23 protein-coding genes and 2 tRNA genes are annotated in these 26,215 nt (G+C 68.9%); 8 read left to right on the top strand and 17 right to left on the bottom strand.

Features of this window, described 5'->3' with window-relative positions; translation table 11 throughout:
- Positions 1 to 5: 5 nt before the first annotated feature.
- Positions 6 to 404, top strand: coding sequence for a YkvA family protein (locus tag NJQ99_RS09370; RefSeq protein WP_269332564.1), 399 nt, complete (start codon positions 6 to 8; stop codon positions 402 to 404).
- 11 nt (positions 405 to 415) lie between these two features.
- Here the strand turns inward: NJQ99_RS09370 and NJQ99_RS09365 are convergent, their stop codons facing one another.
- On the bottom strand, positions 416 to 1,483 hold the full coding sequence (locus NJQ99_RS09365) for an asparaginase (RefSeq protein ID WP_269332563.1): 1,068 nt from the start codon (positions 1,481 to 1,483) through the stop codon (positions 416 to 418).
- 223 nt (positions 1,484 to 1,706) lie between these two features.
- Here NJQ99_RS09365 and NJQ99_RS09360 point away from each other — a divergent pair, with 223 nt between their 5' ends.
- From NJQ99_RS09360 to NJQ99_RS09345, 4 genes are all read left to right on the top strand, one after another.
- Positions 1,707 to 2,249, top strand: a complete 543-nt coding sequence (locus NJQ99_RS09360) for an invasion associated locus B family protein (RefSeq protein ID WP_269332562.1) — start codon at positions 1,707 to 1,709, stop codon at positions 2,247 to 2,249.
- 37 nt (positions 2,250 to 2,286) lie between these two features.
- A complete protein-coding gene (rlmN, locus tag NJQ99_RS09355; RefSeq protein ID WP_269332561.1) occupies positions 2,287 to 3,447 on the top strand; it encodes a 23S rRNA (adenine(2503)-C(2))-methyltransferase RlmN in 1,161 nt (386 codons plus the stop codon).
- Positions 3,448 to 3,451: 4 nt separating this feature from the next.
- Positions 3,452 to 3,859, top strand: a complete 408-nt coding sequence (locus NJQ99_RS09350; protein WP_269332560.1) for a P-loop NTPase family protein — start codon at positions 3,452 to 3,454, stop codon at positions 3,857 to 3,859.
- Between the two features lie 107 nt (positions 3,860 to 3,966).
- Positions 3,967 to 5,187, top strand: coding sequence for an argininosuccinate synthase (locus NJQ99_RS09345; protein WP_269332559.1), 1,221 nt, complete (start codon positions 3,967 to 3,969; stop codon positions 5,185 to 5,187).
- A gap of 68 nt (positions 5,188 to 5,255) precedes the next feature.
- Here NJQ99_RS09345 and folD read toward each other — a convergent pair whose 3' ends face one another.
- The 3 genes from folD to NJQ99_RS09330 are packed head-to-tail and all read right to left on the bottom strand — an operon-like array spanning position 5,256 to position 6,753.
- Complete coding sequence (folD, locus tag NJQ99_RS09340; RefSeq protein ID WP_269332558.1) at positions 5,256 to 6,146, bottom strand: bifunctional methylenetetrahydrofolate dehydrogenase/methenyltetrahydrofolate cyclohydrolase FolD; 891 nt, start codon at positions 6,144 to 6,146, stop codon at positions 5,256 to 5,258.
- Entirely contained in the window at positions 6,143 to 6,466 is a 324-nt protein-coding gene (locus tag NJQ99_RS09335; RefSeq protein ID WP_269332557.1) for a DUF167 domain-containing protein, read from the bottom strand. The genes folD and NJQ99_RS09335 overlap by 4 nt, the downstream gene beginning before the upstream one ends.
- Positions 6,463 to 6,753 carry a YggT family protein gene (locus tag NJQ99_RS09330; RefSeq protein ID WP_269332556.1) on the bottom strand — a complete coding sequence of 97 codons (291 nt, stop codon included), beginning with the start codon at positions 6,751 to 6,753 and terminating at the stop codon, positions 6,463 to 6,465. The genes NJQ99_RS09335 and NJQ99_RS09330 overlap by 4 nt, the downstream gene beginning before the upstream one ends.
- A 206-nt stretch (positions 6,754 to 6,959) precedes the next feature.
- Here NJQ99_RS09330 and NJQ99_RS09325 point away from each other — a divergent pair.
- Positions 6,960 to 7,035 (top strand) — tRNA-Ala (locus NJQ99_RS09325).
- A 63-nt stretch (positions 7,036 to 7,098) separates the two neighbouring features.
- Here NJQ99_RS09325 and NJQ99_RS09320 read toward each other — a convergent pair.
- From NJQ99_RS09320 to NJQ99_RS09285, 8 genes are all read right to left on the bottom strand, one after another.
- Entirely contained in the window at positions 7,099 to 7,833 is a 735-nt protein-coding gene (locus NJQ99_RS09320; protein ID WP_269332555.1) for a glutamine amidotransferase-related protein, read from the bottom strand.
- A 36-nt stretch (positions 7,834 to 7,869) separates the two neighbouring features.
- Positions 7,870 to 8,655, bottom strand: a complete 786-nt coding sequence (locus NJQ99_RS09315; RefSeq protein ID WP_269332554.1) for a glucose 1-dehydrogenase — start codon at positions 8,653 to 8,655, stop codon at positions 7,870 to 7,872.
- A gap of 125 nt (positions 8,656 to 8,780) precedes the next feature.
- Positions 8,781 to 9,602: a peptidylprolyl isomerase gene (locus NJQ99_RS09310; RefSeq protein WP_269332553.1), complete on the bottom strand. Its 822-nt coding sequence runs from the start codon at positions 9,600 to 9,602 to the stop codon at positions 8,781 to 8,783.
- Positions 9,603 to 9,607: 5 nt separating this feature from the next.
- Positions 9,608 to 10,330, bottom strand: coding sequence for a respiratory nitrate reductase subunit gamma (gene narI / locus NJQ99_RS09305; protein WP_269332552.1), 723 nt, complete (start codon positions 10,328 to 10,330; stop codon positions 9,608 to 9,610).
- 11 nt (positions 10,331 to 10,341) lie between these two features.
- Complete coding sequence (gene narJ / locus NJQ99_RS09300; RefSeq protein WP_269332551.1) at positions 10,342 to 11,046, bottom strand: nitrate reductase molybdenum cofactor assembly chaperone; 705 nt, start codon at positions 11,044 to 11,046, stop codon at positions 10,342 to 10,344.
- On the bottom strand, positions 11,046 to 12,569 hold the full coding sequence (gene narH / locus NJQ99_RS09295; protein WP_269332550.1) for a nitrate reductase subunit beta: 1,524 nt from the start codon (positions 12,567 to 12,569) through the stop codon (positions 11,046 to 11,048). Before narH ends, narJ begins: the two co-directional genes overlap by 1 nt.
- Positions 12,566 to 16,318 (bottom strand): nitrate reductase subunit alpha, encoded by a 3,753-nt coding sequence (locus tag NJQ99_RS09290; RefSeq protein WP_269332549.1) that lies wholly within the window; start codon positions 16,316 to 16,318, stop codon positions 12,566 to 12,568. Before NJQ99_RS09290 ends, narH begins: the two co-directional genes overlap by 4 nt.
- A gap of 17 nt (positions 16,319 to 16,335) precedes the next feature.
- Positions 16,336 to 19,056, bottom strand: a complete 2,721-nt coding sequence (locus NJQ99_RS09285) for a nitrate/nitrite transporter (protein ID WP_407933368.1) — start codon at positions 19,054 to 19,056, stop codon at positions 16,336 to 16,338.
- Between the two features lie 264 nt (positions 19,057 to 19,320).
- On the opposite strand from NJQ99_RS09285, the gene NJQ99_RS09280 reads away from it, so the two are divergent.
- The gene (locus tag NJQ99_RS09280; RefSeq protein ID WP_269332547.1) at positions 19,321 to 20,019 is read left to right on the top strand and encodes a cyclic nucleotide-binding domain-containing protein; all 699 of its coding nucleotides are present in this window, start codon (positions 19,321 to 19,323) and stop codon (positions 20,017 to 20,019) included.
- Between the two features lie 140 nt (positions 20,020 to 20,159).
- Here the strand turns inward: NJQ99_RS09280 and NJQ99_RS09275 are convergent.
- The 5 genes from NJQ99_RS09275 to hemC all read right to left on the bottom strand — a co-directional run bounded on the left by NJQ99_RS09275 (position 20,160) and on the right by hemC (position 25,010).
- A tRNA-Thr gene (locus tag NJQ99_RS09275) sits at positions 20,160 to 20,234 on the bottom strand.
- A 136-nt stretch (positions 20,235 to 20,370) separates the two neighbouring features.
- The gene (locus NJQ99_RS09270) at positions 20,371 to 21,957 is read right to left on the bottom strand and encodes a heme biosynthesis protein HemY (RefSeq protein WP_269332546.1); all 1,587 of its coding nucleotides are present in this window, start codon (positions 21,955 to 21,957) and stop codon (positions 20,371 to 20,373) included.
- On the bottom strand, positions 21,954 to 23,261 hold the full coding sequence (locus NJQ99_RS09265; protein WP_269332545.1) for a COG4223 family protein: 1,308 nt from the start codon (positions 23,259 to 23,261) through the stop codon (positions 21,954 to 21,956). Before NJQ99_RS09265 ends, NJQ99_RS09270 begins: the two co-directional genes overlap by 4 nt.
- 95 nt (positions 23,262 to 23,356) lie before the next feature.
- Positions 23,357 to 24,067 carry a uroporphyrinogen-III synthase gene (locus NJQ99_RS09260; protein WP_269332544.1) on the bottom strand — a complete coding sequence of 237 codons (711 nt, stop codon included), beginning with the start codon at positions 24,065 to 24,067 and terminating at the stop codon, positions 23,357 to 23,359.
- A gap of 16 nt (positions 24,068 to 24,083) precedes the next feature.
- Positions 24,084 to 25,010, bottom strand: coding sequence for a hydroxymethylbilane synthase (gene hemC / locus NJQ99_RS09255; RefSeq protein ID WP_269332543.1), 927 nt, complete (start codon positions 25,008 to 25,010; stop codon positions 24,084 to 24,086).
- Positions 25,011 to 25,135: 125 nt separating this feature from the next.
- On the opposite strand from hemC, the gene tsaD reads away from it, so the two are divergent.
- The gene (gene tsaD, locus NJQ99_RS09250) at positions 25,136 to 26,197 is read left to right on the top strand and encodes a tRNA (adenosine(37)-N6)-threonylcarbamoyltransferase complex transferase subunit TsaD (RefSeq protein ID WP_269333210.1); all 1,062 of its coding nucleotides are present in this window, start codon (positions 25,136 to 25,138) and stop codon (positions 26,195 to 26,197) included.
- Positions 26,198 to 26,215 lie beyond the last annotated feature (18 nt).

The raw sequence follows: 26,215 nt of genomic DNA, 5'->3' as shown, positions 1-26,215 counted from the left end.
TGCGGATGACCGCCGAGGACGTCACGCCCCGGATCGACGGCACGCCCTACCGCGTGCCCGCGCCCTCGGACCGGCACGAGCGTATCGTGAGGGAGGGCTTCTGGGCCAAGCTCGGCCGCCTGATCGCCCGCGTTCCGTTCGCGGAAGATGCCGCCGCGGCCTATTACGCCGCCTTCGATCCGCAGACGCCGCGCCGCGTGCGGCTGACGCTGCTGGCAGCGCTGGCCTATTTCGTCCTGCCCGTGGATGCCGTGCCCGACGTCATTCTGTGCCTCGGCTTCACCGACGATGCCGCCGTGCTTGCCGCTGTCCTGCGAACCGTGGGCGCCCATGTGCGCGAGGAGCACAGGCTGAAGGCCCGCGCCGCGCTGGGCCGCCTGCGCAACGGTGGTCACAGGGCGTAGCGTGGCCGGCCCTACACGGGTAGGGCCAGGTGGGACAGCGCTTCTGCCGCACGGATCGCGCCGGCCTCCTCCCCCGCGCGGCTCCTGATCGCCGGCGTCCGGAAATCGGCGACGCCCTCCGTATCCGCGGTAACGACGCCCAGCCGGACGAGGAGTTCGGAAATCACGCATTCGGAAGCGCGCGTCGCGCCGTCTGCGATCTTCACCGCCACGCCCAGCGCCGGTCGGCCGTCACCGGCAGGTATGGCCGCGGTGAACACACCCTCCGCCCCGGTCTTGAGCGCAGCGCGTCCCTCCGCCGCCTGCATCAGGACCGTGCAGGAACGGCCCGTTCCGGCCACGAACCACGGTTCGCCCGTGACGGCGCGGTAGAGCCTGAGCACGGCGGCCGCGCGGGTTCCGTCGGCAAGCGTTTCCGGCGCGGCGATCCCGGCGAAGGCACGGGCGAGCCCGCTCAAGGGGAAGGCCAGCGCAGGGGCAGAACAGCCGTCGATGCCGTTCACCATCGCATCCGCGGCAATACCGGTCATACCGGCGATCGCGTCGCAGGCCATGCGCTGCACCGGGTGGTCGGGCCGGGCATACCCCGCGATGGGAAGGCCCAGATGGCGGCAGACCGTCAGGAAGCCCGCATGCTTGCCGGAGCAATTGTTGTGCGCGCGTCGCGGCGCATGGCCCTGCCGGACGAGGTCGTCGGTGGAGCCCTCATGGTAGGGCCGGTGAGCCCCGCAGGCGAGGTCGTCTTCGCTGCAGCCGATACGGGCGAGCCAGCCACGCACCGCCTCCACATGACCCGGCTCGCCATTGTGCGAGGCGCACGCAAGCGCCAGTTCCCGGTCGGTCACTCCGAAGGCATCCGCCGCCCCGGTCTCGATCAGGGGAAGCGCCTGCAGCATCTTGTAGGACGACCGGGGAAAGACCGCCACCTCGACGTCGCCCAGTGCCGCCACGATCTCGCCACGCGAATCGGCGATGCAAAGGGCGCCGCTGTGGCGCGATTCCACCAGGCCGGCGCGGGTCACCTCGACGAGGACCGGATCGGCTGGAGACGAGACGGGGATTTTCAGGGATTCTGGCATGTTCAAGGCCTTCCCTTCCGGTGCGATTCCGTGTCTTTATGCGGCCAAGTTCCGTGGCCAGCGCGTCGCCGGCGGTTGGTATCCGCTCGCAGCCGGTCCGGCAAGCCGAACCCGGCACGGTCCCCCTCCGCGGGGTCCGCGCACCGGCGGTCAGCCGCGGAGAAGCATGCGATCCGCCGATGAGGATCGCGAGGCATGGCGAACAGTCAATCGGGAGCACGTGATGACAGGTCGGAAGGCACGATCGTTTCTTGGCAAGGTGCTGCGCGGCGCGCTGGCGGCGGGCACGGGCCTGCTGATCGCGGGCCAGGCAGCCGCGGCCGGGCCGGAGTTGCTGGGCAATTTCCGCGACTGGACGGCCTTCGCCATGACCGACGGCGGCCAGAAGACATGCTGGATGGCGACCAAGCCTGTCGAGGCACTGCCCGACAACGTCCGGCGCGGCGACATCTACCTCATGGTCACGCACCGGCCGGGCCAGTCGGTCAAGAACGAGGTGAGCGTCATCACCGGCTATACCTACGAGCCGGGCTCCAGCGTCACCGCGACCGTCGGCACGGACAACTGGTCGCTCTTCACCCAGGGCGACGGCGCGTGGCTGCGCGATGCGGTCGAGGAGCAGCGCCTGGTTGAAGCCATGAAGCGCGGCGCCAACATCCGCGTGAAGGGCCGCTCCAACCGCGGCACCGACACGACCGACACCTATTCGCTGATCGGCTTCACGGCAGCGCACAAGACGATCAGCGAGGCGTGCGGCGTGCGCTGAAGCGCGCCTGCCACCCGCGAGCCCGAGGACACCGCCCATGCCGCTCCTGCAACGCGACGCTCCCGACGCCCTGACCGCGGAGAGGCCGGTGCGCGCATCCGCGATTGGAATGGACCGGGCGGACATGGTCGCGCTGATGGCCGGGATGGGCGTGCCGGAGCGGCAGCGGAAGATGCGCGCGGCCCAGCTCTGGCACTGGGTCTACCAGCAGGGCGCGACCGACGTGAACGCCATGACGAACATGTCGAAGGCGTTCCGCGCTGAACTGGCCGAGGCGATCACTCTTGACCGGCCCCAGACGGTCACCCGGCAGATCTCGGTCGACGGGACGCGCAAGTATCTCTTCCGGCTGGCCGACGGGAACCTGGTGGAGACGGTCTTCATCCCGGACGACGGGCGCGGCACGCTCTGTATCTCCTCGCAGGTCGGTTGCACGCTGACCTGCACCTTCTGCCACACCGGCACCCAGAAGCTCGTCCGCAACCTGACGGCGGGGGAGATCGTGGCGCAGGTGATGGCGGCGCGCGACGACCTCGGCGAGTGGGACCTGCCCATCGAGGCGCGGCTGATCACCAACATCGTGCTGATGGGCATGGGCGAGCCGCTCTACAATTTCGACGCCGTGAAGAAGGCCATGCTGATCGCGCAGGACGGCGACGGCATCGCCATTTCCAAGCGGCGCATCACACTCTCGACCAGCGGAGTGGTCCCGCTGATCCCGGCGTGCGGGGCGGAGATCGGCGTCAATCTGGCGATCTCGCTCCATGCGACGACGGACGAGGTGCGCAATCTGCTCGTGCCGCTCAACAAGAAGTATCCGATCGCGGAACTGCTGGACGCCTGCCGCGCCTATCCGGGGCTGAAGAACGCACGCCGCATCACCTTCGAATATGTGATGCTGAAGGACGTGAACGACAGCGACGAGGACGCCCGCCGCCTGGTGAAGCTGATCGAGGGCATCCCGGCGAAGATCAATCTGATCCCGTTCAACCCCTGGCCGGGCAGCCCCTACGAATGTTCGGACTGGGAGCGGATCGAGGCGTTCGCCGACATCGTGAACCGCGCCGGCTATGCGAGCCCGGTGCGCACGCCGCGCGGGCGCGACATCATGGCGGCGTGCGGCCAGCTCAAGTCGGCCTCGGAACGAGCGCCGCGCGCCCGGCGTTCCCCGGCAAGCGAGACGATCAACGCGGGGTAGCATCATGTCGGACGCTGCAAGCGGCACGTCGCCGGTCATCTTCGTCGTCAGCAAGGGCTCGGGCGCGGAGCATGCGGCCGAGCAGGCGGCAACGACCCTGAAACGTCAGCTCTATCGCACCACGGGCGCCGACCTGATCGCGCCCTATGCGGGCGAAACCTCGCGCCGGGTCGAGCACCAGATCGAAATCGCACGGCGGGATGACGCGATCCTGCTCGTCCAGCGCGCCGATCCGCTGTTCGGACCCCGCGTGCCGGAGAGGCTGGACGAGAGCGAGCCGATGATGGACGGCCGCTCGATCGCGCGCCGCTTTGCCGAGGCTGGCGTGCCCGTCGTCTTCGCGCTCTCCTCCGAAGAGCTTGCCGACAGCGCCACATTCGGCACCGGCTGGACCGTGCTGCACGCGGACTGACGCGGGCCCGGCGCGCCCGGAGAGTCCCCCTTGCCGCAGGCCCCGTCTCCACTATAGTGCGCGCCCGTCGCCAATCCCCATGTGACCTGAGCGAAAGGGTGCCTCCCATGTCGGACGTGAAGAAGGTCGTGCTCGCCTATTCGGGCGGCCTCGACACCTCGGTAATCCTGAAGTGGCTTCAGACCACCTACAATTGCGAGGTCGTGACCTTCACCGCCGACCTCGGCCAGGGCGAGGAGCTTGAGCCCGCGCGCCGCAAGGCCGAAATGCTGGGCATCAAGGAGATCTATATCGAGGACCTGCGCGAGGAGTTCGTGCGCGACTTCGTGTTCCCGATGTTCCGGGCCAATGCGGTCTACGAGGGGATCTACCTGCTCGGCACCTCGATCGCGCGCCCGCTTATCGCCAAGCGCCAGATCGAGATCGCGGCCGAAACCGGCGCCGACGCCGTCTGCCACGGTGCGACCGGCAAGGGCAACGACCAGGTCCGCTTCGAGCTTGGCTATTACGCGCTCAACCCGGAGATCAAAGTGATCGCGCCGTGGCGCGAGTGGGATCTGACGAGCCGGACGAAGCTGATCGACTTCGCGGAGAAGAACCAGATCCAGGTCGCCAAGGACAAGCGCGGCGAGGCGCCGTTCTCGGTCGACGCCAACCTGCTGCACACCTCGTCGGAGGGCAAGCTGCTCGAGGATCCGGCCGAGGAAGCGCCTGCTTACGTCTATCAGCGCACCGTCGCGCCGGAAGATGCGCCGAACACGCCGGAATACATCGAGATCGGGTTCGAGAAGGGTGACGCGGTCTCGATCAATGGCGAGGCCATGAGCCCCGCGACCCTGTTGACGGCGCTCAACGAATATGGCGGCAAGCATGGCATCGGGCGGCTCGACCTCGTGGAGAACCGCTTCGTGGGCATGAAGTCGCGCGGCATCTACGAGACGCCGGGCGGCACGATCCTGCTCGCCGCGCACCGCGGCATCGAGTCGATCACGCTCGACCGCGGGGCCGCGCACCTGAAGGACGAGATCATGCCGCGCTACGCGGAGCTGATCTATTACGGCTTCTGGTTCAGCCCCGAGCGGGAGATGCTGCAGGCCCTCATCGACAAGAGCCAGGAGCACGTCACCGGCACCGTCCGCATGAAGCTCTACAAGGGCCGCGCCGACGTCGTGGGCCGGTCGAGCCCCTATTCGCTCTACTCCATGGCGCACGTCACGTTCGAGGAGGACGCCGGCGCCTACGACCAGCGCGATGCGGCGGGCTTCATCAAGCTCAACGCCCTGCGCCTGCGCCTGCTCGGAAACCGCAACCGGCGCATGGGCGGCTGAAATCGAGGGGTCGGACCGGTAGGGCCGCCACAGGCCCTACCGGCGCCCAACTTTGAAGCATCTGAAATTCAAAGAGTTTCCGGCGGCGTCAGCCTGCGCTGGCGGCAGGCGGCAACGACCGTGTTGCGCAGCAGGCAGGCGATCGTCATCGGCCCGACCCCGCCCGGAACCGGTGTGATCGCGCCCGCAACCGCCTTGGCATCCTCGAAATCCACATCGCCAGTCAGGCGCGTCTTGCCCTCGCCTGCATCCACGCGGTTGATGCCGACATCGATCACCGTCGCTCCGGGCTTGATCCAATCGGCCTTGACCATGTTCGGCCGGCCCACGGCGGCGATCAGCAGGTCGGCGCGGCGGCATACCGCCGGCAGGTCGCGCGTGCGCGAGTGGGCGACCGTCACCGTGCAGCTTTCCTTGAGCAGCAATTGCGCCATCGGCTTGCCTACGATGTTCGACCGCCCGACGACCACCGCCTCCAGCCCGGAGAGGTCGCCCAGCGTGTCGCGGGCGAGCATCAGGCAACCGAGCGGCGTGCACGGCACCAGCGCCTCCTGACCCGTGGCCAGCAGGCCCGCATTGACGACATGGAAGCCATCCACGTCCTTCGCCGGGTCGATGGTCTGGATCACCGTTTCCGCGCGGATCTGGGCGGGCAGAGGCAATTGCACCAGGATGCCGTGGATCGCCGGGTCGGCGTTCAGGGCGCGCACCAGCGCCAGCAGGTCCGCCTCGGACGTGTCTGCGGACAGGCGGTGCTCGACCGAGTGCATGCCCGCCTCGCGCGTCTGCTTCGCCTTGTTGCGCACATAGACCTGGGAGGCCGGATCCTCACCCACCAGCACCACCGCAAGACCCGGGGTCAGCCCGTGCGCGCGCACGAGACCGGCGACCGCTTCTCCCACGCGCGCCCGCAAGCCTTCCGCGAACGCCTTGCCGTCAATGATCCGTGCCTCGCTCATGCGCTGCCCTTTCCCTCACGCTCCGCAACCATCCATTCCGCAACCGCGCGCCGCGCCGCTTCTGCATCGCCGGCCACGCGCACCGTCTTCATCCGCCCCGTCGCACCCGAAACCACCTCCAGCGAGGTCCGCGGCAGCCGCCACGTCCGCGCGAGCAGGGCAACCAGGGCGGCGTTCGCCCGCCCCTTCTCCGGCGGGACCGTCACCTTCGCCTCCAGCTGCCCCTCGCCGGGCACCAGACCCTCGCGCCGCGCATTGGGCGTCACCCGGACGCGGATCAGCAGGCCCCCATCCGCCAGGCGCAGGCCGTCATCGCTCAAAAGCACACCCCGAAGGAATACTCGTAGATCAGGTTCTGCACGAAGATCAGCGCCAGGATCAGGATCACCGGCGAGATGTCGAGACCGCCAAGGTTCGGCAGGACGTTGCGGATCGGGCGCAGCACCGGCTCCGTCAGCTGGTAGAGCCCGCGCGCGATGCTCGCGACGAAGGCGTTGTGCATGTTGATCACGTTGAAGGCCAGGAGCCAGCTCATCACCGCCTGGATGATGACGACATAGATATAAAGCTGGATGACCGTGGTGATCAGGCTGAGTAGCGAACACATGGCTGCGGCTGTCCCCCCCTTGTCGGCCGGACCCGTGCGGGCCCCGAAGCGCCTCGCCGGGCTTTCCGGTCCCGTCCGATGTAGCCGCGCCCGCCGCCCGGCGCAAGGCATCGCGGCCCATGCGCCGCACTCTGGAGCCGCGCCGTCCTTGCAGCCGCTTGACAGAGCCGCGGCGCCGCCGCTACAAGTCCGCGTCCCAAGGGCGCGGGGCCGTAGCTCAGTTGGGAGAGCGCAGCATTCGCATTGCTGAGGTCAGGGGTTCGACTCCCCTCGGCTCCACCATTCCCCGCCCGCCGGTTCGCTTCCGAGACAGCGAAGAACAGACGCACCCTCGCCGGTACAGCGTCAGGCCGTCTCGCGCGGCACCGCGGCATCCATCTCGGCCCCGTGCATCCAGTGCTCGATGAAGCCGTCGAGCCACCGCCGCAGGTCCGCGTCGTGGCGGCGCCGCGCGGCAAGCTGCTCGGCGCGCGGCATGGTGCCGGGGACCGACGGGTCCGGCCGGCCGCGCTGCAGCCAGCGCTGCATCATGCCGGTCGTCAGCTCGACGTGAAACTGGATGCCATAGGCGCCGGACCCTACCCGGAAGGCCTGGTTGTCGAAGCGTTCGGAACGGGCGAGCACCTCGATCCCTGCGCCCGCCGGAAGCTCCACGCCCTCGCGGTGCCATTGGTAGACCGTCATCTCCTCGCCGAAGAGCGGTTTGCCGGGCTCCGTCGCGCGGATCGGCCAATAGCCGATCTCGACCTCGCCGGCCGGGTGCTTCACCACGCGCCCGCCCAGCACCCGCGCCATCATCTGGTGGCCGAGGCACACGCCCAGGAACGGCACATCCGTCTTCAGCGCCCGCTCGATCAGGCGCATCTCCTTGCGCAGGAAGGCAAGATGGTCGTCGTTCGCACTCATCGGGCCGCCGAACACCACGACGGCGGCATGCCCGGAGAGGTCCGGCGGCAACTCGTACCCCGCCGCGCAGCAGCGCACGTCGAGCCTGTAGCCGCGGCGCGCGATGGCCCGCCCGATCCGCCCCGGGTCCGAGGTCAGCTGATGCACCACCAGCAGAACGGGCTTGTCGGTCATGGCTGCTGTCATCCCCTGCGATCGGCCGTCAGGCGCCTATTGAGCACTGAGGCCTCCATCGAGCACCAGTTCGGCACCGGTCATCAATCTGGACTCTTCGCTCGCAAGGTAAAGGACGGCATAGGCGACGTCCTCCGGCGCGCCGATACGCCCGATGGGAATCTGCCTTTCGAGCCGGCCCCGCCCCGCCTCGTCGCCGCCGGTCAAGGGCGCGATCATCGGCGTGTCGATGAAGACCGGGTGCACGGAGTTGCAACGCACGAGCGGTTGCCCCTCGCGCGCCAGCTTCGCGCAATGGAGCGCGACCGACTTCGTCAGGTGCCGGACCGCCGCCTTGGCCGAATTGTAGGCGGCGAGGTTCGCGCCCGCGACGATGCCCGAAATCGATGAGATGTTGACGATGGACCCGCCGCCAGACGCCCGCATCAGCGGCAGTGCCGCGCGGCAGCCCAGGTAGACGCTGTCGAGGTCGACCGCGTGCATGCTCCGCCATACCTCGGGCGACGTCTCCTCCACGGTGCCAAGTTCGACGATCCCGGCGTTATTGACGAGGATGTGAAGCCCGCCGAAGCCGGCTTCCGCCGCGGCGACAGCCCTTGCCCAGCCGTCTTCGGACGTGACGTCGTGGGGAACCGCGCCGGCGGCATCGGCCCCATGCGCATTGCGGATCGCGGCAGCGACGCCTTCGGCCTTGTCCGCCTGGAGGTCGGTCAGCAGGATGCGTGCGCCCTCGTCGGCCAGCATGCGGGCGATCGCGGCCCCCAGCCCTTGCGCCGCACCCGTCACGAGCGCCACGCGCCCCTCGACCCGTCCGCCTGCCATGCGGTGCCCCGCGCCTCCGTGCTCAGCTGCGCCTGCTACAGAGCAAACGCAAGCGCGGCGCACCTGTCAAATGCCGCAGGCGGAACCTCTGGGTTGCAGCGACGGGGTGAAGGACGGGTGCGCCGTCAGCTGCCGGAAGACGTGGCGCGGTCCGCGGCGGCAAATACCACGCCCTGCACATCTGCCACCGAGACGAGGCGTTCGACGAAGGCGCGCGCTTCCCCGGCCCAACGCCGCCGCTCGATGGCCGCCGCGATGCGGTCGCGCACCGCCTCGAACGGCAGGACGGCCCCGTCGGCGCGGGCGTCGAGGCGCAGCACATGCACGCCGTAGCGCGTCTCGACCGGCTCCGGCGCCACCGTGCCGGGCTCGATCGCTTTCAGCACGGCCTCGAACTCCGGCACCGTATCGCCTTCCGCCAGCTGGCCGAGCATGCCGCCGTTCGCGCGGGAGGGGCAATCGCTCTCGGCGCGCGCGATCCGTTCGAATGCGCCCGGATCGCGGGCGATCTCGGCCAGCACCGCCGCCGCCCGCTTGCGTGCCCGCGGACGCACGGTCACATCGCGTGTGTCGTCGGCGAAGAGGATGTGGGAGGCCTCGAACAGCGCGGGTGAAACGAACCGTTCGGGGTTCGCGTCATAGACGGCACGCACCTCCTCCTCCGACGGAGGACACGCCGAGAGACGCCGGTCCAGAAGCGCCCGAAGCACGGCCTCCTCGTCCGTCTCGATACGCCCGCCCGGCAGCGCGCGGGGTTCCGGTGCGATCCCGGCCCGTGACGCCTCCTGGCGGAGCAGTTCGCGCACGGCGAGCGCGCGCGCCGCCGCATGCCACGCCCAGCCGGGCTTGCCCTTCGGCGCGGCGTGGTTCTGTGCCTCCGCAGCAATCGCACGCGCCGGGATCGTCACGCCATTGACCACGACATCGGGAAAGAGCGGCTTGTTCATGGTCACTACTCCGAGGGTTCCGGCATGGCGCGGCCGCGTGGCGGCAGCGGAGCGGTGCGGCGCGAACGCACGACCTGGTAGCCCGGCCGCCACAGGAAGCGGACCGGCGCCGACAGCATATGCACCAGCCGCGTGAACGGGAACACGAGGAAGATCGTCAGCCCGAGGAACAGGTGCAGCTTGAACAGCCAGTGCGCATCGGAAATGTAGGCCGCAGCGCCCGCCTCGAACGTGAAGATGCCCTGCGCCCACGCCATGAACTTCACCATCTCGTAGCCATCGAGGTGCTGCAGCGAGATGAAGATCGTGCCGATGCCGATCACCAGTTGCGCCACCAGCAGCGCCAGGATGGCGATATCGGCAAAGCGCGAGGTTGCGCGGATACGCGGATCGAACAGGCGGCGGTGCAGCAGCATGAGCCCGCCGACCAGCGCCATCACGCCCGCGATCCCGCCGACGACGATGGCGAGGATCTGCTTGGCGCCATGGCTGATGCCCAGCATGTCGAAGAAGGCGATCGGGGTCAGCAGGCCGACCAGGTGGCCGAAGAACACCACCAGCACACCGACATGGAACAGCACCGAGCCGATCACCAGCTGACGGCGCCGCAGCAACTGGCTGGAGCTTGTCTTCCAGGTGAAGGGGTCGCGCTCGTAGCGCGCGATCGAGCCGAGCGCCAGCACGCTAAGCGCGATGTAGGGATAGATGCCGAAAAGGAAGTCGTGCATCGCTGCCTCCGTCAGTTTGCGGCGCGGCCGGGCGCCGCGGAAACGGGCATGTCCATGCGGGCGAGCATGTCGCGCGTCGCAGGGCAGCCTGCATTGGGATCGGGGCCGAAGGTGACCTGCGCCTCCTCCCATGTCGCGTCGAGCGCGGCGAGATCGTCCGGGTCCTCCTCGGCCTCGTTCGACAGCCCGGCCAGCGCGTCGGCATCGGGCGTCGCACCGGCGATGCGGGTGAGTGCCGCGAACACCGCCGCATAGTCCGACCCGCGCCGATCCAGCCGGACGCGCAGCGCCTCGAGGATGTGCGCGGCGTCCGCCAGGATCGCGCGCGACTCCGCGAGCGGACGCACGCTCAGAAACTCGAGCAGGATCGGCAGATGATCGGGCAGTTCGTTGCCGACAGGCGCATACCCGCCCGCCCGGTAGGTTTCCAGCAGGTCCACCATCGCCCCGCCCCGGTCGCGGCTTTCGCCGTGGACATGCTCGAACAGGTTGAGCGAGAGCGTCCGCGACCGGTCGAACAGCGCGACATAGCGCTCCTCGAGCGCATAGAGGTCGTCGCGCTCAAGTTCGTCCAGCAGGGGCCCGAGCGCCCGCACGTCGCGGGGCCCGAGGAGCCCATCGCTGGCGAGCGCCGCGCGGATCTCGGGGATGGCGGCCTGAAGCTCCCGGCCGGGATAGGTCAGGAGCGCCGAGAGGGCCTTCAGTGTCATCTGCATCAGAACGCCTCCGACGGGGTTGTGTGCTTGCGCTTGCCGCCGCCGAACAGCGAGCCGCCGGAGATGCCCGTGGAACAGCCGTTGCCGTCGGTGAAGCCGCAGCCGCCGCGCAGGTCGTAGGCGTCCTCCACCACTTCGCGGTGGGTTGTCGGGATGACGAAGCGGTCCTCGTAGTCGGCGAGCGCCATGATCCGGTACATGTCCTCGACCATTGCGGGCGTGAGGCCGACGCGCTCGCATACGCCCGCGTCGATCGCGCCGTCCACGGTCTTGGCCCGCATGTAGGCCCGCATGGCGAGCATCCGCTCAAGCGCGGAGACGACCGGCGCCTCGTCGCCCGCCGTCAGCATGTTGGCGAGGTAGCGGACGGGAATGCGCAGCGAGCGCACGTCCGGCATCTCGCCGTCATGGCCGATCTTGCCCGCCTCCGCGGCGTTCTTGATCGGCGAGAGCGGCGGCACGTACCAGACCATCGGCAGGGTCCGGTATTCGGGGTGGAGCGGGAAGGCGACCTTCCAGTCCATCGCCATCTTCCAGACCGGGCTCAGCTTCGCCGCCTCGATCCAGTCCTCGGGAATGCCGTCGGCGCGCGCCATCTCCTGCACGGCCGGGTCGTTCGGGTCGAGGAAGAGATCGAGTTGCGCCTGGTAGAGATCCTTCTCGTCCGGCGCGGACGCGGCCTTCTCGATCGCGTCGGCGTCGTAGAGCATCACGCCCAGGTAGCGGATGCGCCCCACGCAGGTTTCCGAGCACACGGTCGGGTTGCCGCTCTCGATGCGCGGGTAGCAGAAGGTGCACTTCTCCGATTTGCCCGACTGCCAGTTGTAGTAGATCTTCTTGTACGGGCAGCCTGACACGCACATGCGCCAGCCGCGGCACTTCTCCTGGTCGATCAGGACGATGCCGTCCTCCTCGCGCTTGTAGATCGCGCCCGAGGGGCACGAGGCGGCGCAGGAGGGGTTGAGGCAGTGCTCGCACAGCCTCGGCAGGTACATCATGAAGGTGTTCTCGTACTGGCCGTAGATCTCCTTCTGGACGCCCTCGAAATTGTAGTCCTTCGAGCGCTTCTCGAACTCGCCGCCCAGGATCTCCTCCCAGTTGGGGCCGTACTCGATCTTCTCCATGCGCTCGCCCGTGATGCGGGAGCGCGGGCGCGCCGTCGGAAACGCCTTCATCTCGGGCGCCGACTTCAGATGGTCGTAGTCGAAGTCGAACGGCTCGTAATAGTCGTCGATCTCCGGCAGCGAGGGGTTGGCGAAGATGTTGGCGAGGATGCGCCACTTCGATCCCTGCCGCGGCTGGATCTTGCCCGACCGCAGCCGCTCCCAGCCGCCGTTCCAGCGCTTCTGGTTCTCCCAGTCGCGGGGATAGCCCACGCCGGGCTTCGTCTCGACATTGTTGAACCAGGCGTATTCGACGCCGTCGCGGCTGGTCCACACGTTCTTGCAAGTCACCGAGCAGGTGTGACACCCGATGCACTTGTCGAGGTTCAGCACCATGCCGATTTGCGCGCGAATTCTCATTCCGCCGCCTCCCCTTCGCTGGCGGAGGGGGACGCCGGCTCGTCGAGCCAGTCGACCTTCCGCATTTTCCGGACAATGACGAACTCGTCGCGGTTCGAACCTACGGTTCCGTAGTAGTTGAAGCCGTAGCTCTGCTGCGCGTAGCCGCCGATCATGTGCGTCGGCTTCAGCGTCGCCCGCGTGACGGAGTTGTGGATGCCGCCGCGCAGGCCCGTCTTCTCCGAGCCCGGCGTGTTCACGATCTTCTCCTGCGCGTGGTACATGAAGAGCGTTCCGTTCTTCATGCGCTGGGAGACGACCGCGCGCGCGGTCAGCGCGCCATTGGCGTTGTAGACCTCCACCCAGTCGTTGTCGGCGATACCGGCCTTCGCCGCATCGTCCTCCGACAGCCAGACCACCGGTCCGCCGCGGTTCAGCGTCAGCATCAGCAGGTTGTCGGAATAGGTGGAGTGGATGCCCCACTTCTGGTGCGGCGTGATGAAGTTCAGCACCACGTGCGGGCTACCGTCGCGGGCGTCCGTGTTGATCTCCCGCGTGATGGTCTTCAGGTCGACCGGCGGACGCCAGGTGCAGAAGCCCTCGCCGAACGCGCGCATCCAGAGGTGATCCTGGTAGAGCTGCTGGCGGCCGGTGAGCGTGCGCCACGGGATCAGCTCGTGCACGTTCGTGTAGCCGGCGTTGTAGCAGACCTTCTCGCTCTCGATGCCCGACCAGGTGGGCGAGGAGATGATCTTGCGCGGCTGGGCGGCGATGTCGCGGAAGCGGAGCTTCTCGTCTTCCTTCGGCAGGGCCAGGTGGGCATGCTCGCGGCCCGTCGCCTTGCTCAATGCCTCCCACGCCTTGACCGCGACCTCGCCGTTGGTCTCCGGCGCGAGCATCAGGATCACCTCGGTGGCGTCGATGTCGGTGACGATCTTCGCGCAGCCCCTGGCGGGCCCGTCGGTCCATTCGCCGTTCAGGTCGCGCAGGTGCTGGACCTCGTGCCGGGTGTTCCAGCCGATACCCTTGCCGCCGTTCCCGGCCTTGTCCATGAGCGGGCCGAGGGCCACGAATCGGTGGTAGAGGTTTGGATAGTCACGCTCCACCGCCACGAAATTGGGCGCGGTCTTGCCGGGAATCAGGTCGCACTCGCCGCGCTTCCAGTCCTTCACTTGGCCTTGCGCGATCTCGCCCGCCGTGTCGTGCAGGATCGGCACCGCGACCACGTCGGTCTCGACGCCCAGGAGTTCCGGCGCGACCTCGGAGAATTTCTTCGCGATCGCCTTGAAGATCTCCCAGTCCGACTTCGACTCGTAGGCCGGGTCCACCGCCGCCTGCAGCGGGTGGATGAACGGGTGCATGTCGGAGGTGTTGAGGTCGTTCTTCTCGTACCAGCTCGCCGTCGGCAGGACGATGTCGGAATAGACCGCCGTCGTGGACATGCGGAAGTCGATGCAGACGAGCAGGTCGAGCTTGCCGCGCGGCGCCTCCTCGTGCCAGCGCGCCTCCTGCGGCCGGTCGCGCCCCTCCTCGCCCAGGTCCTTGCCGAGCACGCCATGATCGGTGCCGAGCAGGTGCTTGAGGAAGTACTCGTGCCCCTTGCCCGAGGACCCCAGCAAGTTCGACCGCCACACGAACAGGTTGCGCGGCCAGTTCTCCGGCGCGTCCGGATCCTCGCACGCCATCTCCAGCTTGCCGGACTTCAGCTGCGCGGCAACGTACTCGGCCGGGGTCTTGCCCGCCTCCATCGCCGCCTTGCCCACCTCCAGCGGGTTGGTCCTCAGCTGCGGCGCGGACGGCAGCCAGCCCATCCGTTCGGCGCGGATGTTGTAGTCGATCAGGCTGCCGCTCCAGTCGCCCTCGGGCGCGGTCGGCGACAGGATCTCGCCCACGTTCAGCGTCTCGTAGCGCCACTGGTCGGTGTGCGCGTACCAGGCCGAGGTCGAGTTCATGTGCCGGGGCGGGCGGCCCCAGTCGAGGGCGAAGGCAAGCGGCGTCCAGCCGGTCTGCGGGCGCAGCTTCTCCTGCCCCACATAGTGGCTCCAGCCGCCGCCCGACTGGCCCACGCAGCCGCACATCACCAGCATGTTGATGATGCCGCGGTAGTTCATGTCCATGTGGTACCAGTGGTTGAGACCGGCCCCCAGGATCACCATGGACTTGCCTTGCGTCTTCTCGGCGTTGAGTGCGAACTCGCGCGCGACCGTGACGATGGCGTCCCGCTTCACGCCGGTGATCTTTTCCGCCCACGCCGGCGTGCACGGCACGTCGTCGTCGTAGGAGGTGGCGGTCCACTCCCCGCCCAGGCCGCGGTCGAGGCCGTAGTTGGCGCAGAAGAGGTCGAACACGGTCGCGGCCAGCGCCTCGGTCCCGTCCGCCAGCTTCAGCCGCCGGGCGGGCACATTGCGCGCGAGCACGCCCGGATGCGCGCACTTCACGAAGTTCTCCGTCGCCTGCCCGCCGAAATAGGGGAAGTCGACTTCAGCCACCTCGTCGTGATGACCGTCGAGGATCAACGACAGCCGCAGCTCGGTCTCGGCCTTGCCCGCGCGTTCCTCGAGGTTCCAGGCCCCCTCCTGCCCCCAGCGGAAGCCGATCGAGCCGTTCGGCGCGACGATGCTTTCGCTCTTGCCGTCGATGGCGACGGTCTTCCAGTCGGGGTTGTTCTTCTCGCCCAGCGCATTGTCGAAATCCTCGGCCCGCAGGAAGCGGCCCGGGATCAGGCGGCCGTCCTTCTCCTCCAGCCGCACCAGCATCGGCATGTCGGTGTAGCGGCGCGCGTAGTCCTCGAAATAGGGCGCCTGCCGGTCGAGGTGGAACTCGCGCAGGATCACATGGCCCATGGCAAGCGCCAGCGCCGCGTCGGTTCCCTGCTTCGGCGCGAGCCAGATGTCGCCGAACTTCGCGGCCTCCGAATAGTCCGGGCAGATGACCGCCGACTTGGTGCCGCGGTAGCGCGCCTCGGTGTAGAAATGCGCATCCGGCGTCCGCGTCTGCGGCACGTTCGAGCCCCAGAGCAGCAGGAAGCCCGCATTGTACCAGTCCGCGCTTTCCGGCACGTCGGTCTGCTCGCCCCAGGTCATGGGCGAGGCCGGCGGCAGGTCGCAATACCAGTCGTAGAAACTCATGCAGACGCCGCCGAGCAGACTGAGGTAGCGCGAGCCCGCGGCATAGGAGACCATCGACATCGCCGGGATCGGCGAGAAGCCGAACACCCGGTCGGGTCCGTAGGTCTTCGCCGTGTAGGCATTGGCCGCCGCGATGATCTCCGTCGCCTCGTCCCAGCTTGCGCGCACGAAACCGCCCTTGCCGCGCGTCGTGACATAGCGGGCGCGCAGCACGGGGTCCTGCTGCAGCTTCGCCCACGCGGCCGCCGGGCTCAGCGTCTGGCGCAGGGTGCGCCACGCCTTCATCAGGCGTCCCCGCACCAGCGGCGTCTTCACGCGGTTCGCGCTGTAGAGATACCAGCTGTAGGACGCACCGCGCGCGCAGCCCCGAGGCTCGTGGTTCGGCAGGTCGGGCCGGGTGCGCGGGTAATCGGTGTGCTGCGTCTCCCACGTCACGATCCCGGACTTCACGTAGATCTTCCAGGAGCACGAGCCCGTGCAGTTCACCCCGTGGGTGGAGCGCACGACCTTGTCGTGGCGCCAGCGGTTCCGGTAGACGTCCTCCCAGTCGCGGTTCTCCCGCGTGACCTCGCCGTGGCCGCCCGCGAAGGTTTCGAGCGACTTCGGGCTGAGGAAGTTCAGACGGTCGAGAAGATGGCTCATCTTCCGCTCCTTTCAGGTCAGGCTGCGCGAGGTGCGCCGGCCGCGGCGCGGCCACGCTCGAGATCGTGGAGAAGGCCGCCGGGGCGGGTGTAGTAGGCCCAGGTGATGACCACGCAGATCCCGTAGAACACCAGGAAGGCCCAGAGCGCCGCGATCGGCCCGCCGGTCATGGCGATGGAGGTGCCGTAGGCCTTCGGGATGAAGAACGCGCCATAGGCCGCGATCGCCGAGGTGAAGGCGATGATCGCCGCGCTCTCACGCTCGGCCTGGCGGCGGCGTTCGCCCGCTTCCAGCTGCGGCATCAGGCGCGGCACCTCGCGTCCCATGATCGCGGGGATCATCTGGAAGGTGGAGGCGTTGCCCACGCCGGTCAGGAAGAACAGCGCCATGAAGCAGGCGAAGAAGCCCCAGAAGGCCCCCGGCTGCTCCTTGATGCCGAGGAAGAAGATCACGCCGCCCACCGCCGCGATCATGCCGGCGAAGGTCCAGAAGGTGACGCGCCCGCCGCCGTACTTGTCCGACACCCAGCCCGTCGCCGCGCGCGACAGCGCACCCACGAGCGGTCCCAGGAACACGAACTGCAGCGAGTTGACGTCCGGGAACTGCGTCTTGGCGAGCAGCGGGAAACCGGCCGAGTAGCCGATGAAGCTGCCGAACGTGCCGGTGTAGAGCACGCACATCAGCCAGTTGTGCTTTCGCGAGAAGATGATCGCCTGCTCGCGGAAGCTGGCCTTGGCGTCGGCGATGTCGTTCATGCCGATCCAGGCGGCCGCGGTCGCCACAGCGATGAACGGCACCCAGATGAAGCCCGCGTTCTGCATCCACAGGCGGCCGCCGTCGCTCATCTGCTGCGGTTCGCCGGCGAGCGCGCCGAACACGCCCGCGGTGATCGCAAGCGGCACCAGGAACTGCATGACCGACACGCCCAGGTTCCCGAGCCCGGCGTTGAGGGCGAGCGCATTGCCCTTCTCGGCCTTGGGGAAGAAGAAGTTGATGTTGGCCATGGACGAGGCGAAGTTGCCGCCTCCGAGGCCACACAACAGCGCCAGCGTCATGAAGATGAGGTACGGCGTCTCCGGGTTCTGCACCGCGTAGCCGATGCCGAGTGCAGGCAGCAGCAGCGAGGCGGTCGACAGCGTCGTCCACAGGCGCCCGCCGAAGATCGGCACCATGAAGCTGTAGAAGATCCTGAGCGTCGCACCCGAAAGCCCCGGCAGCGCGGCGAGCCAGAACAGCTGGTCCGCCGTGAAGTCGAAGCCGATCGCGGGCAGCCGCGCCACGACCACCGACCACACCATCCAGACGGAGAAGGCCAGGAGCAGCGCGGGGATCGAGATCCACAGATTGCGTTGCGCGATGCGGCGGCCCTTCTGCTCCCAGAAGTCCTTGTCCTCGGGGCGCCAGTCCTCCAGCACGCGCGGCATGGCCGTCTTTTCGGGGTGGTGGATTTCCTGCATTTCGGGCAGGGCCGGAAGCTTGTCGAGCGCCTCGCCATGAGCAGCCCGCTCCATCGCGCGGATCGACAGGTGCATCCAGGCGAGCGACACCGCCACGATCACGAACAGCAGCGCGAAGCAGCTCGTGTAGATGCCCGTCAGGTCGAGCAGCGCGCCGAACGCGATCGGCAGGATGAAGCCGCCGAGGCCGCCGATCATTCCGACCAGGCCGCCCACCGCACCGACATGGCGCGGGTAGTAGACGGGGATGTGCTTGTAGACCGCCGCCTTGCCGAGGCTCATGAAGAAGCCGAGGACGAAGAGCGCCGCAACGAAGGGCCAGAGGCTCATCTCCGTCGAGAAGACGATGTCGCCTCCCTTGCCGCGGATCACGTAGCCGGTCGGCGGATAGGACAACATGAAGAGCAGGACCAGCGAGAAGCCGAAGGTCCAGTACATGACGGCACGCGCGCCGAACCGGTCCGACAGATGCCCGCCATAGGCGCGGAAGAGCGAGGCCGACAGCGAGAACGCCGCGGCTGCCATGCCGGCCGTCTTCACGTCGACGCCATAGACGTCGATCAGGTAGTGCGGCATCCACAGCGCCAGCGCGACGAAGGCGCCGAACACGAAAAAATAATAGAGCGAGAAGCGCCAGACCTGCAGGTTCTTCAGCGGCGCGAATTGCTGCGCCAGGGGCGGCGCCTTGATCCCGCGCCGGCGCCGCTCCACCAGTTCGGGATCGTCCTTGGCAAAGAGGAAGAACGCCACGCCCATCAGGGCCAGGCCGATGGCCCACACGTGGGCTACGCCCTGCCAGCCATAGGCCACCATGACGAAGGGGGCCAGGAACTTGGTCACCGCGGCGCCCACGTTGCCTGCCCCGAAGATGCCGAGCGCGGTCCCCTGGCGGCCTGCCTCGTACCAGCGCGACACGTATGCCACCCCGATGATGAACGACCCGCCGGCAAGCCCGATGCCGAGCGCGGCGACGAGGTACATCGTGTAGGTGTCGGCAAAGGTCAGCGCCCACGTCGCGGCCGCGGTCAGCAGCATCTGCGCGGAGAACACCAGCCGCCCGCCGTACCGCTCTGTCCAGACCCCAAGGAATATCCGCGTCAGAGACCCCGTCAGGATGGGTGTCGCGACAAGGATGCCGAACTCGAACTCTGTGAGGCCAAGCTCGGCCTTTATGGCCACGCCTATGATCGAAAAGATCGTCCACACGGCGAAACAGGCCGTGAAGGCAACCGTGCTCAGGGCCAGGGCCCTGTTCTGGTCGCCTGGCGTCACGCCAGCCATTGTCTGCATGAGGTCTCCTCCTCGCGCTCAGGCGGCCCGGAGCGGGCGCCACGCGACAGAGGAAGCCTTTACATGCAGCCGATTCAGTTGATCTGGATCAATGGGCCTATATCTTCGGCGCGAAATCAGTAATTTGCGAGCCTTTATCATCCACGGCCCATAAACAGATCTATGTTACTGTGGATATATTTCAAGACGACCCTTGACAAGGGTGCGTCCTCCACGTGATAAAAATCAAGCGAGCGACGGGAAGGGGGCGACGCCGTGCGGCAGGCAGACTTCGAGGACGTCCGGCACCTGCCCTTGTTCGAGGACATGTCGGACGGGAGCTTCGCTCAGCTGGTGCGCGGCGCCTATGTGCAGACCTTTCCCCCTGCGATCGAATTGGTCACCGAGGGCGATTCGCCAGACTTCCTCCATATCGTCCTGGAGGGCATGGTCGAGCTGTTCGCCACATGGAACCGGCGCGAGACGACCATGGCGACGCTGGGCCCGATGGCGACCTTCATTCTTGCAGCGACGATTCGCGATGCGCCCTATCTCATGTCGGCCCGCACGCTGGAGAAGAGCCGCATCGTGCTGCTGCCGTCCGAGGACGTGCGCACGGTCTTCCAGGCCGACAACGCCTTCGCCCGCTCCGTCGTGACCGAGCTTGCCGCGTGCTATCGCGCGGTGGTGAAGAACTCCAAGGACCTGCGCCTGCGCAATTCGGTCGAGCGGCTGGCGAACTATGTGCTGCGTCATCTCGACCGCTCTGCGGACGCGAGGGAGTTCACGCTGCCCATCGAAAAGCGGCGGCTCGCGGCCTATCTGGGCATGACGCCGGAGAACTTGTCGCGCGCGATCAGGACGCTCGGCCCCTATGGGGTCGAGGTCGACGGCAACCGCGTCATCGTGCGGGACCGCACGGATCTCCTGAAACTTGCAAAGCCGACGCCACTGATCGACGACCCGGCCCACTGAGCGCCCTCGGCCCCGGCGGCAACCGGCGACCGGCGACCGGGAAAACCGGCTGCATCGCTCCCGGAGGCCGGGCAGCGATCGCCTTCGTGCCAGAAAGATCGAGGCGCCTCTCGGGTCTTGCCCCATGCCCCTGGAATTGATGGTGCCGGTGGAGAGATTTGAACTCCCGACCTTGTCATTACGAATGACCTGCTCTACCCCTGAGCTACACCGGCATTTCGGGTATCGGACGGCCATGCGCCGTCGAGGCGGCGCGGACCATATGAACCTTTGCGCCGGGATGCAAGAGCCTAACGCCATCGCAGTGCACGCTTTTCGCGCGCCCCCGGGACGCGCGCCCGCCGCGCCCGGTCAGTAGCGGGGCGGCGCCGGCGCTGCCGTGCGGGCATCCGGGTCGATGCCCGGATCGTCCGGCCTGTGATCGAGGTCCGGCGCGCGGTTCATCCGGTCGGCGGTCGCGTCCACCGAAGCCGGCTTCGGACGCGCCGGTTCCGGCGCGGCTGACGGCGCCTCTGGCGCAGCAGCCTCCGGCACCGGCTCGGCAACGGGTACCTCCTCGACCGCGCCCGCCGCAGGCTCCTGAGTGGCAGACTCGTCGGCTGCGGTCAGCAGGGGCAGGACGGCCGGAGGCAAGGCAAGCGAGGTTTCGGCCCCCGCGGCCGGCCGCCAGGCCAGCGTGTCGAACGCGCCGCAGGACGCGCACACCGCCTCCCACCGGGCCGGTATGTGGCCACAGGACTCGCAAACCCATTGCGGTCCGCGAGGCGCCGTGAGCGCCCTGGCAAGCCATGCACGCACGATCGCTTCGTCTTCGCCGCCGCCCTTCGCGACCGTCGCCATCAGCGTGCAGACGCGCGCGTCGGCCTCTGCGGTGTCCAGACCCGAGAGGGCCTCACGCGCGGCGGTCCAGTCCTCTGCCGCAATGGCAAGCTCGGCACGGGTCAGCCGGCTTTCCGCATGGTCTGGAGCGGCCGCGAGCATCTTCTCCACGCGCTTCCGGCGGCTCGCGGTCTCCTCGTCGGGCACGAGTCCCATGCACGCGGTGGCAAGGTCCGGGTGCGGCGCCTGCGCCCAGGCCGCGCGCAGGATCTTCGCCGCCTTGCGCTGGTCGCCCGCGTCCCCCAACAGCCGCGCAGCCAAGGCCGCCGCGGGCACGAGGCCCGGTGCGGCCTTCGCAGCGTCTACGGCAAGGGCGCGGGCATCTTCCAGCCGCCCGCCATTCGCCGCATCGCGTGCCTGCACCAGGGTCAGCACCGCCTCGCGGCGCGTCGCGGTGCCCTTGTCGATGAGCTTCACCCGGCGCTGCTCCACCAGCGTACGCCGCGCGTTGGCCCAGTCCCCAAGGTCGGTCTCGAGATCGAACAGCGTCGTGTGCGCCCAGGCGGTCCGCGGGGCGCGCGCCCGCGCTTTCTCCGCGAGATCGCGGGCGAGCTGCTTGTCCCCCTTGCGCAGTGCCTGCACGATCAGGCCGCGCAAACCCAGAAGCTCCGTCTGGGACTCCTTGGCCATGGCGTCGAAATAGCGTTCGGCGCGTGCATCGTCGCCATTGAGCTGCGCGGCCTGCGCGTTCAGCAGGCGCGTCAGTGCCGGTTGCTCCAGCTTGCGTTCGGCGATGCGGGCAAACCGGTCCGCCGCCTTGCCGTCGCCCGCAGCCACCGCCACCAGGCCCCGCGACAGGGCCTCGTACCCGCTTTCCTCGCGCTTGCGCCGGAAGTACCGCCCGACCCGCCGCGGGCTGACCCACAACGTCCTCAGAAACAGGAACAGCAGACCCAGGACGCCGCCGGCGATCAGCAGGCCGAACACGGCGACCGCGGCGCTCGTCTCGATGCGCCATCCGAACCAGGTTGCCGAAACCGCACCGGGCTGCTCCGACACCCAGACAACGCCCCCCACAAGCAACAGGAGGACCGCGAGCGTAATGAGGACACGGATCATTTCGTGCCGCCCTCCGGCGCACTCCCGGTACCCGCAAGCTCCGACAGCGCCCGGGTCTCCAGCGCGTCGAGTTCGGCGAGCGCATCGAGGCGGCCCTCGGCTTTGGCCCTCCACGCGGCCATCTCTTCTGCGCCCGCGGCGGAGGGCGGCAGCGCCGTCAGATCCGCAACGGCGCCCGAAAGGTCGCCACGGGCGAGCTTGGCCTCGGCACGCGACAGGATCGCGCCGACCGACGTGCCTTCGCTGTCACCGGCTGGCCGGACGGTCACGAGTGTGCGCGCACTGCCCCACAGGCGGTCGAGAAGCCCGGCATCTTCCGGCACGGCAGCTGCGCGCTGCGTCGCGCGGGCAGCCGCGGGGAAGGACCGGCGCAACGCCTCGATGTCGGGAAGACCCGTCCCCGCGTAGGCCTCCAGCGCCGGGAGCGAAACCGCATCGCCCCAGACGCCGCGGAACGTCTGCAACGAGGTGTCGAAAGCCCGCCCTTCGCCGACGTCCGAGGACAGCCGGGCCAGCGCAACCGCCTTCGCTGCGGCCGCGTCGCCGCGGGCGGCCTCGACTTCGGCGAGACGCTGGCGCAGTGTTTCGATCTCCTGGTCGAGCGCGGAGACGTTGCGCGCCTCGCGCACCGAGGCAAGCTCGCGCTCCAGGTCGGCGATGCGCGCGGTCATCGGCGCCAGCGTCTCCGCAACCGTTTGCGCTCCCGCCCCGCCCTCGGCAGGCTGAAGCGCCGCGATGGCGGTTTCCAGTGCCGCGATGCGGTCCAGAACCTCCTGGGGAAGCGGTGCCTGCTGCGGCTCCGCCGGCTCCGCTTCGATCCGCTCCTCGACGACGGCGAGACGCTCTGTCATGTCGGTCAGCCCTTGCGCGAGACCGCGCACCTCCTCGGGCGACGCACCCGGTTGAGGCGCGGGCTGCGCGGCAATCCGATCCCGCAGGGCAGCAATCTCGTCCTCCAGGGCAGCGACCCGCGGATCCACTGTCCGCGGCGCGACGTAATCGGCGAGCGAGGCAGGCAGGTTCCGCGCCAGCCAGGGCTGGATCGCCGCAAAGCCAACGCCGCCCGCGATCAGCAGTGCCAGCACCGCGGCAACGTAGAAGCTCGCCGGCCGGCCTTCATCGGGTTCGGAATGTTCGGCATGTTCGGACTGGTGTTCCGAGTCTGGCCCGGAGTCGTGTCCAGCGGCATCCGCGCCGGTTTCCCGGACGTCCGCAGGCGCCGTTTCCGCCCCCGGCTCCGCGGCGCCTTGCGGCGCGTCTGCCGACACCTCCTGTTCGGCGCCTGGCTCCCGCGTCTGGCTCATCTGCTGTCCTCAACTCTGTCGTGCACCTGCCGGAGGCGACCCTAGCATGTGGCATGCAGGCCTGCCACCAGCCGAAGGGCGGGTATACCTTTCCCTTATGGGACGAGCGCGGCAAGCGCTTCAACCTCGGGATGTTCCGCGATGCGGCGGGTGCGCCACGGCAGGCGCAGCGCATCGGCCACGGCACGGCTGAGGCACAGCGCGTCGAGCGACCCTGCCTGCGCCGCGAGCCCGGCAGCCGCAAGCAACTCCTCGAACACCCGCGCACTGCGCGGCGAGAAGTGCGCCACGGCATCGATCTGTCCCGCCGCCAGGGCCTTTTGCACACCGGGGTCGAGCGCCGGCACGGGCACGGCCTCATACAGGACGAGGCGGCGCACCTCGAACCCGTCGCGCGCCAGCATCGCCGCGAGGTCGCCCGCCCGGTGCGTGCCCGCGACGTGAACGAGAGGCCCGCCGTCCGGCGTCACACGCCCCCGCACCAGCGCAGCGAGCGCATGAACGTCGCCGTCGGCCGCCAGCACATCGGCAAAGCCCGCATCGCGCGCAGCGTCGGCACTCGCGGGGCCGACCGCGAGGACGCGATAGCCGCGCTCAGGCACGGCGGCGGCAAACGCGCGGGCGCCGTTCGCACTCGTGACGAGCAGGGTCTGGGCCCCCGTCAATACCTGCCGCAGAGCCTCCGGCGCGACAGTCCGCATCCGGATCTGCATCACCGGCGCGCACATCGTCTCCGCCCCTCGCCCCGCGAAGGCTGCGGCCGTGCGCGCGGCATCCTCGGCGGGCCGGGTCAGCAGCACGCGCATGGCCCGCCTCGCCCGGTCAGCCGAGATGGTCGAAGAAGCCGGGCCCGGCGCGGCTGCGAAGAAGCTGGCCCGCCTCGTACCCCAACCGCGCGCCGTCGGCTCTCGGCCCCCGCGTGGCGATCGAGTGCGCTTCGCTGCCGTCGGGGCGCAGGATCTCGCCCTGGAACACGACGTCACCGCCGTCGAGCCGGGCAAGCCCCGCGATCGGCGTGCGGCAAGAACCGTCGAGCGCGTCCAGGAAGCCCCGCTCGGTCGCCACGCAATCCGCCGTGTCGGGGTCGTCGAGCGGGGCGACCGCAAGCCGCGTCGTATCGTCGTCGGCACGGATCTCCAGCCCGATGGCCCCTTGCGCGACCGCCGGCAGCATCTCTTCGGCGGCCATCGCGCGCGTCGCGACGTCGGGACGCCCGAGCCGGTTCAGACCGGCCATCGCGAGGAAGGTGGCCGCTGCCTGCCCCTCCTCCAGCTTGCGCAGGCGCGTCTGCACATTGCCGCGGAAGGTGATCACCTGCAGGTCGGGCCTTCGGCGGCGCACCTGGGCCTGACGCCGCAGCGAGGCGGTGCCGACGATGGCGCCTTGGGGCAGATCGGCGAGCGAGCGTGCCGTGGGCGAGATGAAGGCGTCGCGCACATCCTCGCGCGGCAGGACCGCGGCGAGCGTCAGCCCCTCCGGCAAGCGGGTCGGCAGATCCTTCATGGAATGGACAGCGATGTCGATGCGACCGTCGAAGAGCGCTTCCTCGATCTCCTTGGTGAAGAGGCCCTTGCCGCCGATCTCCGACAGCGCGCGGTCGAGCACCTGGTCGCCCGTCGTCTTGATCGGCACGATCTCCACCGCCTCCGGCGGCAGGTCGTGCGCCGCGCGCAGCCGGTCGCGCGTTTCCTCGGCCTGGGCGAGCGCCAGCGGGCTCGCCCGCGTGCCCAATCGGATGATGCGTTGCAAAACCGCTCCTTGCGGGGGCTGGCCCCGCGCTATACCTCGTGCGCAGTCGGATCCGGCGCGCGCCGGACCGTCCTCCTATACGCGACGTTTCGAGAGGCATGCAATTGGACGAAGGACACCGGCCGCTGACGGTGCTGGGCATCGAGTCGAGCTGCGACGAGACGGCCGCCGCCGTCGTGCGCGGTCGGCCGGGCGCAGGCGGGGAGATCCTGGCCGAGGCGCTGCTGTCCCAGACCGCCGAGCATGCACCCTATGGCGGCGTCGTGCCGGAGATCGCGGCCCGCCAGCACGTCCGCCACATCGACCATCTCGTCATGGAAGCGATGGAGAGGGCGGGCGTCGGCTACGAGGCCCTCGACGCCGTGGCCGCGACCGCGGGGCCGGGCCTGATCGGCGGCGTGATCGTCGGCCTGATGACCGGCAAGGGGATCGCCGCGGCCACGGGCAAGCCGCTCGTCGCCGTGAACCATCTCGAAGGCCACGCGCTCTCCCCCCGGATCGCCGGGAACGCGCCCTTCCCCTATCTTCTGCTGCTCGTCTCCGGCGGGCATTGCCAGCTGCTGGCCGTCGAAGGAGTTGGGCGCTATCGCCGCCTCGGCACGACCATCGACGACGCCGCGGGCGAGGCGTTCGACAAGACCGCGAAGCTTCTGGGCCTGGGCTATCCCGGCGGACCCGCCGTGGAGCGCGCCGCGCGCGAGGGCGACCCCGCGGCCATACCGCTGCCGCGTCCGCTGCTCGACCGGCCGGGCTGCGACCTTTCCTTCTCGGGGCTCAAGACCGCCGTGCGGCGCGCGCGCGAGACACACCCCGATGCACCCGTCGCCGACATCGCCGCGGGGTTTCAGGCCGCGGTCGTGGACGTGCTGGTCGAGAAGAGCCGCCGCGCCATGGCCGCCTTCCGCGCGCTCACCGGTCAGGCCGGTAGGGCCGGCTTCGTCGTCGCCGGCGGCGTCGCGGCGAATGGCGCGCTGCGCGAGGGACTGACGGCGCTCGCCGCGCGGGAAGGCTTCGATTTCGTGGCCCCGCCGCTGCGGCTCTGTACCGACAATGCCGCGATGATTGCCTGGGCGGGGATCGAGCGGCTGGCCCTCGGCCTCACCGATCCGCTGACGGTCACGCCGCGCGCGCGCTGGCCGCTGGACACCGACGCCCCGCCCGCGCCGGGCGCAGGCGTGAAGGCCTGACCGCAAGGCGGGCGCGGC

Origin of the sequence: Futiania mangrovi, from assembly GCF_024158125.1 — a bacterium.
GTDB lineage: Bacteria > Pseudomonadota > Alphaproteobacteria > Futianiales > Futianiaceae > Futiania > Futiania mangrovi.
The sequence above is the reverse complement of the archived record's forward strand: the minus strand, read 5'-3'. Positions and strand labels throughout refer to the sequence as shown.